Genomic DNA, 7,305 nt, shown 5'->3' on the forward strand with positions numbered 1-7,305 from the left:
CCTGTGTCTTCGTGTTGGGATTTAGATCGATGCAATGAAGAAAAGTTCGTTGCCGCAAACATCCGTGCCGGCCCGCGATCGCAGAACCCGGCACCGGCCGTCCGCAGACGGCCGGTGCCTGTTGCTTACCAGTTGAAGCCCATCGACAGCTTGAAGCTTCGGGTCGGCAGCGCGATGTTGTCGCGACGCTCGCCCAGGCGTTCGTTCGGATTGCCGACTACGCCGCGAAAGGTGTCGAAGTCGATGTAGTTGCGCCAGTTGAAGACGTTCAGCACGTCGCCGCGAACCCAGAACTTGAAGTCGGTGCCGGTGTCCCACTCCTTCTGCAAGGCCAGGTCGAACTGCTTGAAGCCGATCGTGTCGCCCGGGGTATAGGGCTGGAAGTAGCAGTGGTTCGGCCCGTTGGTGATGCAGTTCAGCGATTCCTCCGCTTCCGGGCTGGCCAGGGTCAGCTTGCCCGACAGGGTCATGCCGTAGAAATCCATGATGCCGGTGGCCACCAGGCGGTGCTTGGAGATACCGAGCGCGCGGGTGAAGCCGACGTCGTCCAGGTTCGGATAATCGAACGCGAAGATGTCGGAGTTGTTGCGGTTCTCCTTGGCGTCGCTGTAGGTGTAGGCCAGGCTGACGCCCCAGCCCGACTCCTCGGTGAAGGGCTTGTCCAGCGACAGCAGCAAGGAGTTCAAGCGTGTCTCGACGGCATTGTTGCCGATGAAGAAGTTGCCGAAACCGGGCAGGTTCTGGCCGAACGGCGGGCTGCCGAAGCTCACCCCCGGCGGGTAGAAGTTGCCGTTCGGGAGACGGTTGCCGAGGGTGAACAAGATGCCGTCGTGGCTGCGGATATGCAGCAGGGTCGCCGACGAATTCCAGTCGTGGCCGAACATCGCGAAGGCGTTGCGCATGCCGAGGCTGAACTGATCGGAATACGGCGTCTTCAGGTCGTTGTTGAGCAGGAACACCTCGTTGCCGGCGTTCGGGCGCTGCAGGGCCAACGCCGCCAAAGTGGCCGGGTCGTTGAAGCTCGGATCGAAGTTGAAGCAGTTGCCGGTCGGCGTGACCGTACAGGTGTGGTTCGGCGAATTGAACTGGTAGGTGATCTGCTGGAACGCCAGGCGATACCGCTCGAACGACAGGTAGTCGAACTGGTTGCGGTTATACGAACGTCCGGCGCCGCCGAAGATCACGTGGCGCTCGTCGCCGTTGAGATCGTAGGAGAACCCCAGGCGCGGCTGCCAGCCGTCCTTGAACGCCTTGCGATTGTTGCCGGTGCTGATGTAATCGTTGATGTCGTAATCGACGTTGGCGTTGTGGATGTTCGGGTAGGCATTCAGGGCCGCGACCAGGTTGGCCGGGGTCACGAAATCCTCGTAGCTCGGCGTGGTCTCGTAATCCCAACGCAGGCCCAGATTCAAGGTCAGGTGCTCGTTGACCTCCCAGTCGTCCTGCAGATAGATGCCGAATTGCTTGTTCTTGGACTTCACCGCCGGCGGGAAGCCGGTGGCCGAACCGGAGAACCGCACTTCGTACGGCGTGGCGAAGTTGCGGATGTCGTAACGGTATTGCGGCGTGTACGGCTGCTTCTCCATCGCGGTGATGTCGATGGCCTTGTACTTGAGGCCGGCCTTGACGGTATGGCCTTCCCAGCCGTTCCAGGTGAAATCGTTCTGGAAGGCATAGCCCTTCTGGCCCTTGTCCTGGAAGTCGCCGCCGCCGCCGAAGTTGAGGACTTCCTCCATCTCCGGGTTGTTGCGCGTTTCCTGGCCTTGGCGCGGCACGCGCAGGTTGAAGCCGTTGCTCAGCGTCGCCGGGCGCGGCCCGAAGGTCACGTCCTCGTAGGTGATGTGAGCGTCGTTGATCCAGTCGGCGGCGCTGTACTGATAGCGCAGGTCGACGCGGGTTTCCTCGCCGGCCTTGAGGGTGCCGTATTCGGCCAACCGGGCGCCGCCGATGTTGGTCAGCTCGTCTTCCTTGCGGTATTTCGTGGTCAGTTCGATCAGGTGGGCATCGCCCGGCGCCCAATCGATCTTGCCGAAGTACAGGTCTTCCTTGAACGGCGCGCTGATCGATTGCCGCGCCATCTCCTGGAACGGTGCCGGCAACTGGTCGATGCGGAAATTGCGGCCGGGCGTGATCGCTCGCGGCGAGTTGTATTCCTTGGCCTCGTAGGTGACGAAGAAGTGCATCCGGTCCTGGATCAGCGGGCCGCTGAAGGAGGCGCCGTACTGCTCTTCCTTGGACTGCGCCTTGGGCACCTCGCCCTTTTCTTCGCGCACGGTCTTGGCGTTCCACTGGTCCGAGGTGTGGTCCCAGAAGAAGCTGCCGTGGAATTCGTTGCCGCCGGACTTGGTCACCGCGGTGATCGCGGCGCTGCTGAGCTGGTCGTACTCGGCCTTGTAGTTGGAGGTGATGACCTTGTACTCGGCGATGCCGAGCTGCGGGAACGGATTACCGCGGCTGGAGTCCTGGCCGGTGATGCCGCCCTTGAGCACGTAGTCCTTCTGGCCGACGCCGTCGACGTAGACGTTGATGCCGTTGCTGAGCTGGGCACCGCTGCGCAGCGAGGTAGAGCCTTCGGTGCCGGTCTTGAACTGCACGCCGGGGACGATGTCCGCGAAAGCCAGGAAGTTGCGCGAGGCCTGCGGCAGCGCGGCGATCTGCTTGTTGCTGACGTAAGTGGCGATTTCCGAGGTGCGGGTCTCGACCAGCGCGGTCGAGGTGACGGTGACCTTGTCCAGGTCGGTCGCCTCGCCGCTCGGCGCGGCCTCGGCGACGCCGCCGGTCGACACGTTGAGCGTCGCGGCCTGGCCGACGGCGACGGTGACGTTGCGGGTATTGCTCTGGCCATCGGCGCTGACGTCGATGCGGTAGGTGCCCGGCGGCAGGCCGGCCAGGGTGTAGTTGCCGTCGGCGCCGGTCTGGACCTTGCGGGTCAGGCCGTTGGCGAGATTGGTCGCGGTGACGCTGGCGTTCGCGGCCGGGCCGGCGTTGCCGCTGACCACACCGCGGATCGTCGCTGCGGTGCCCTGGGCGAAGGCGATCGGCGCGGCCATCGCCAGGCAGCTGGCGAGCGCGCAGGCCAGCAGGCTGCGGCTGGGCCTGGAACTGTCGGATTTATTCTCGGATTTGTAACTGGAGCGACGCGAGTGGTGTGGGTTCATATGCTTTCCTCCCTCCAAGGAGCACGTACTGCAAGGTTGCAACGGTGGAGCAATCTCTGCTCTGTAATCGCTTACACGTTCGTCCAAATTTTTTTCGACGCGATCAGCCACCGCCCCCTCGGCGTACTCCGGACTCGCGCACGATCAGTTCCGGCCGCAGCGGTTCGCTCTGCCGCGGCTCGTCCATGGATGGTTGTTGCTCCTGCGCAGCGGCTTCGGTACCCAGTTGCGTCAACAGCAGACGCGCCGCCCGGGCACCGAGCTCGGCGATATTGACCCGCATGGTCGTGAGTGTCGGGTGGACATAGCGTGCAAGCGGGATATCGTCGAACCCCGCCACCGCGATGTCGTCGGGCACCTTGAGGCCCGCCTGCACGAACGAAAACAAGCAACCCAGCGCCATCATGTCGTTGGCCGCGAACACCGCATCGGGGCGTTGCGGCGCGGCCAGCAAGGCCTGGCCGGCGCGATGGCCGGAGGCCTCGTCGAACTGGCCCGGCAACACCCATTCGCTCGCATCGGGCAACAGCCGCGCGAGCGCTTCGCGATAGCCGCGCAGGCGCTCGTGGGCATCGAAATTGTCTTCCGGACCGGCGATGAAGGCGATGCGGCGATGACCGCAATCGACCAGGTGCTCGACCATGGCCCGGGCGCCGCCGTAATTGTCGACGCTGAGCGACAACAGGCCGGGCACGGCGCTCTGGGTGTTGATCAGCACGATCGGCATGGCCGCGTCGAGTTCATCGACGATCGGCGCCTGCGCGGCGACATAGGGCGACATCACCAGCAAACCGTCGACCCGGCCGCGCATCGCGCGCAAGGCCGCGGCCTGCTCTTCGGGCCGGCCGTGATAACTCGACACCAACAGGTGCAGGCGATGCTCGCGTGCGACTTGGTCGACGCCGCGCACCAGTTCGGAGAAGAATTCGCCGTGCAGGTCCGGCAGGACCACGCCCAAGGTATGGGTGCGGCGACTGCTGAGGCTGCGGGCGGCGGCGTGCGGCGTATAGCGCAGGTCCTGGGCCACCGCGAGCACGCGACGCCGGACCTCCTCGGCCACGTTGCCATGGCCGTTCAAGGTCCGCGACACTGTCGCAACCGACACCTGCGCCGCACGGGCGACATCTTTGATCGTCACGCTCATCACGTTCCTGGACCGCCCCTCGCGGCTGGAAAGTGGCCCGACTGTAAACGTTTTCAAGAACAAGTGTAAAGCGCTTGTTATGAAAAGCGTTTAGCGGCTTCCTGCACAGGCGCGCATGCTGCAGCGCGACATGCGCTGTGCGATCCGGCGCACCGCTTCAACCGCCGTGTTCGTCAGACGTTTCAGCCGGCGCCTTCGTCCGGCGTACGCGCACTGATCGAGAGCGCATGGATGTCGGTGTTCATCAGCTCGCCGACCGCGGCATAGACCGCGCGATGACGCGCGATCGGGTTTAAGCCGACGAAGGCGGTGCTGACCACGGCGACGCGGAAATGCCCGCGCCCGTCCTGGGCGCCGGCATGGCCGACATGACGATGGCTTTCGTCTTCGACCTCCAGCGAAACCGGTGCCAGCGCGGTCTCGATCGCGGCGCGGATCGCCTCGACGCGTTGCTCGCGCGGCAGCGGCCCGGCCACTACGGCAGCACCTTGCGGAACGGACGCACCTCGACCCGCGTGTACACGCCGGCATCGACATAGGGGTCGGCATCGGCCCAAGCACGCGCGGCCTCAAGCGATTCGAACTCGGCGACGATCAGGCTGCCGCTGAAACCGGCCGGACCCGGGTCTTCGGCGTCGATCGCCGGACACGGCCCGGCCAGCAACAAGCGGCCCTGGTCGCGCAATGCGGTCAGGCGCGCCAGATGCGCGGGACGCGCCGCGCCGCGCGCGGGCAAGGAGTCGGCGACGTCATAACCTTCGATCAGATACCACATGCCTGGACTTCGACCTCGTGAGGGACGCGCACACCGCGCGAGGCTGCATTCTCGCAGGCTACGGGCCGGCTTGCGCGCACCCGGTCGGCTGTATTCGCATGCGACGCGCGCCCAGACGCATCGGCGTGCCGGCCCTGCATCGACCAAGCGGCCCGCGTCTGCCGACGCGGGCCATTGGCGGTGACGCCACCATTGGCCGCGGCGGTCACGCCACCATCGGCCGCGCCGGTTGCTGCTGTTGCTGCTGCGTCGTCTGCGAGCCCTGCTGCGCCGCTTGCGGCACGTCCTGCTGCAGGCGCTGGGTCGATTGCTCGACCGGCTGGTTCGCCGCGATCGCCTTGTCGGCGTAGGCGCGGTGATGGGTGGGATCGTTGAGACCGCCCTGCACCGCGAACAAACCGTTGCCGTTGGCGTTGAGGGCGACGTGGTCGATCTTGGTCAGGCCGCTGACGCGGGCCTCGTAGGTCAACGTCGCCGCAGCGTTCTCGACTTCCTGGCGATTCTTGAAGCCGGCCTGCGGGCCGAGCTTTTCGAGGCCATCGACGGCCTGCCGGAACATGGCGTTGTTCGGATGCGTGGCATCCGACAGCAAGGGCGCGCGCGCCGGGTCGGCGGCGGTGCGCGCATGGTCGTGCGCATCGTGCGCGTGCGCCGGCTCGGCCTTCTTCAAGGCCTCCAGCGTGCGCGGGCCGGCGATGCCGTCGACCTTGAGGTGGTGATCGCGCTGGAACGCCTCGACCGCTTCCTTGGTGTGCTGGCCGAACTTGCCGTCCGCCACGATCGCATGGCCCTGCGCATCCTTGTAGCCGAGCCGGGCCAGTTGTTCCTGCATCGCCTGGACCTCGGGGCCGCGCTCTTCCTTGCGCAGCACGCCGTCGGCCATCGCCGCGGCCTGGGTGGTCGAACCGGGGCCGCCCGGCGTGTGCACGGTGCGGCCGTTGCCGGAGACGTTGCTCACCTGGGCCGGGCCGGTCAGGTTGTCCGAATGCGGCGGGCGGCGATCGGTGCTGATCGCACCGCTGTCGATGTCACGGACGTAACGCTCCATCTGCGGCAGGTAGCCGGTGTTGATGTCGACGTGGACGTGCTTGCCGAAGGCGTTCGGATCGCCTTTGTTGAAACCGCCCTGGATGCCGAGCGGCTGGCCGTATTCGACGCGGTCGCCGACCTTCAGCTCGGTGTTGCGCAGGTCCATGTGGCGGTACTGCGCGATCATCTCGCGGTTGGGGTCGTTGGCCGGGCGGTCGTAGATCTGGACGATGCCGTCGCGCGCGTCGACCCGGCCGATGTAGCCGTTGGCGACCGCGGGCACGGCGACGGCGCTGGAGCCGCCAGCCTGCAGCACGAAGTCCTTGGAAACGTAGTGGTCGCCGTCGCGCGAGACGGTCGGCGTGCCGGCGTAGTTGCCGAGCAGTTCTTCGCGCTCGCCGTTGACGGTGCCGTAGACGCGGCCGCGCTCGTTGCCGCGGGTGGGATGGTGGCGCTCGAGGTCTTCGTAATCGTGGACGTGCTGTACGCCACGACCGACCGATTCGACGATCGAATACTTGGGCATCGTACTTCTCCTTGTCGATGGTTTATCCGGACGGCCTGCCCCGCTCGCGGGAGAGGCCGGGGTTCAACGCAACTGTTGAGTCAGCTGCCAGCACCCTTGCTTGAACTCGAACACATACGCTTCCGGCTTGCCGAGGGTCTTGACCACTTCCTCGTCGGGCGAGAACTCGGCCTTGACGAAGTCGACCCGCATGCGGTCGCCGCTCAGGGTCCGGTCGATCTTGACCCGGTCGAGCTGGCCGGCTTGCTTGCCGGGCTCGTCGTACGACCACTGGTTGTCGACCAGGGCGATCTTGAACGGCCCGGCCTGCTGCGGCGTCTGCGACTCCAGCAGCTTGCCCGGGTCCTTGAGGTCGCGGATCTCGATCTTCGGCGCCGAATAAGCGGAGCGTACGTTCGCCTGGTAGACGAATTGCTCGAAGAACGAGGCGAAGCCGTCCTCGCTCTTCACGCAAGCCTCGGCCGGCAACTGCACCGCCGTGCCGGCGGGGGCCGCAGGCGTGGCCTCGGCCGGCACCGGCTGGGCGGCCGCGGGCCCGGCCGGAGCGGGCTCGGCGGAAGCCGGAGTCGCGGTCGCGGCCGGATCGGCCGGATTGGCCTTGCCGGCCTCGGGCGCGTTGCAGCCCGCCAACGCCAACATCAGGGCGGCGGCGACTGTCCTTGCTTGGTTCATT

6 protein-coding genes are annotated in these 7,305 nt (G+C 66.0%); all 6 read right to left on the reverse strand.

All coding sequences use genetic code 11. From position 1 onward, the window contains the following. Positions 1 to 125 precede the first annotated feature (125 nt). Entirely contained in the window at positions 126 to 3,158 is a 3,033-nt protein-coding gene (locus tag GLA29479_RS05285) for a TonB-dependent receptor (RefSeq protein WP_057917844.1), read from the reverse strand. 103 nt (positions 3,159 to 3,261) lie between these two features. Next, positions 3,262 to 4,302, reverse strand: a complete 1,041-nt coding sequence (locus GLA29479_RS05290; protein ID WP_057917843.1) for a LacI family DNA-binding transcriptional regulator — start codon at positions 4,300 to 4,302, stop codon at positions 3,262 to 3,264. Between the two features lie 182 nt (positions 4,303 to 4,484). Then, a complete protein-coding gene (locus GLA29479_RS05295) occupies positions 4,485 to 4,778 on the reverse strand; it encodes a BolA family protein (RefSeq protein WP_057970994.1) in 294 nt (97 codons plus the stop codon). Next, positions 4,778 to 5,077, reverse strand: a complete 300-nt coding sequence (locus GLA29479_RS05300; protein ID WP_057970995.1) for a YciI family protein — start codon at positions 5,075 to 5,077, stop codon at positions 4,778 to 4,780. Before GLA29479_RS05300 ends, GLA29479_RS05295 begins: the two co-directional genes overlap by 1 nt. A 205-nt stretch (positions 5,078 to 5,282) precedes the next feature. Next, on the reverse strand, positions 5,283 to 6,632 hold the full coding sequence (locus GLA29479_RS05305; RefSeq protein ID WP_057970996.1) for an XVIPCD domain-containing protein: 1,350 nt from the start codon (positions 6,630 to 6,632) through the stop codon (positions 5,283 to 5,285). A 63-nt stretch (positions 6,633 to 6,695) separates the two neighbouring features. Continuing rightward, positions 6,696 to 7,304 carry a hypothetical protein gene (locus GLA29479_RS05310; protein ID WP_144436362.1) on the reverse strand — a complete coding sequence of 203 codons (609 nt, stop codon included), beginning with the start codon at positions 7,302 to 7,304 and terminating at the stop codon, positions 6,696 to 6,698. Between the last annotated feature and the right edge of the window lies 1 nt (position 7,305).

Origin of the sequence: Lysobacter antibioticus (assembly GCF_001442535.1) — a bacterium.
GTDB classification, from domain to species: Bacteria; Pseudomonadota; Gammaproteobacteria; order Xanthomonadales; family Xanthomonadaceae; genus Lysobacter; species Lysobacter antibioticus.

Bases quoted from the DNA above. Each gene is read 5' to 3' on its own strand.
- GLA29479_RS05285 (WP_057917844.1), bottom strand. From the start codon at position 3,158: ATGAACCCACACCACTCGCGTCGCTCCAGTTACAAATCCGAGAATAAA.
- GLA29479_RS05290 (WP_057917843.1), bottom strand. From the start codon at position 4,302: ATGAGCGTGACGATCAAAGATGTCGCCCGTGCGGCGCAGGTGTCGGTT.
- GLA29479_RS05300 (WP_057970995.1), bottom strand. From the start codon at position 5,077: ATGTGGTATCTGATCGAAGGTTATGACGTCGCCGACTCCTTGCCCGCG.
- GLA29479_RS05305 (WP_057970996.1), bottom strand. From the start codon at position 6,632: ATGCCCAAGTATTCGATCGTCGAATCGGTCGGTCGTGGCGTACAGCAC.
- GLA29479_RS05310 (WP_144436362.1), bottom strand. From the start codon at position 7,304: ATGAACCAAGCAAGGACAGTCGCCGCCGCCCTGATGTTGGCGTTGGCG.